Origin of the sequence: Siminovitchia fortis (genome assembly GCF_007681465.1) — a bacterium.
Lineage (GTDB): Bacteria > Bacillota > Bacilli > Bacillales > Bacillaceae_C > Siminovitchia > Siminovitchia fortis.
Genome location: NZ_VEKZ01000188.1, coordinates 1 through 316, shown reverse-complemented (window position 1 = coordinate 316; position 316 = coordinate 1). Strand labels below are relative to the sequence as shown.

Here is a 316-nt window from a genome sequence, read left to right as displayed (position 1 = left end):
GAAGGACGGAACGAACACCGATATGCTCCGGGGAGCTGTAAGCAAGCTTGGATCCGGAGATTTCCGAATGGGGAAACCCACTGCCTGTAATGGGGCAGTATCCTGTACTGAATACATAGGTGCAGGAAGGCAGACCCGGGGAACTGAAACATCTTAGTACCCGGAGGAAGAGAAAGAAACATCGATTCCCCCAGTAGCGGCGAGCGAAACGGGAAGAGCCCAAACCGGAAGGCTTGCCTTCCGGGGTTGTAGGACACTCTATACGGAGTTACAAAGGAATGTGGTAGGCGAAGCGGCCTGGAAAGGCCCGCCAGAG

General features: G+C 55.1%; 1 rRNA gene. It reads left to right on the top strand.

Annotation, left to right across the window (positions count from 1 at the left end):
- Positions 1-316, top strand: a 23S ribosomal RNA gene (locus FS666_RS19525); the annotation flags it as partial.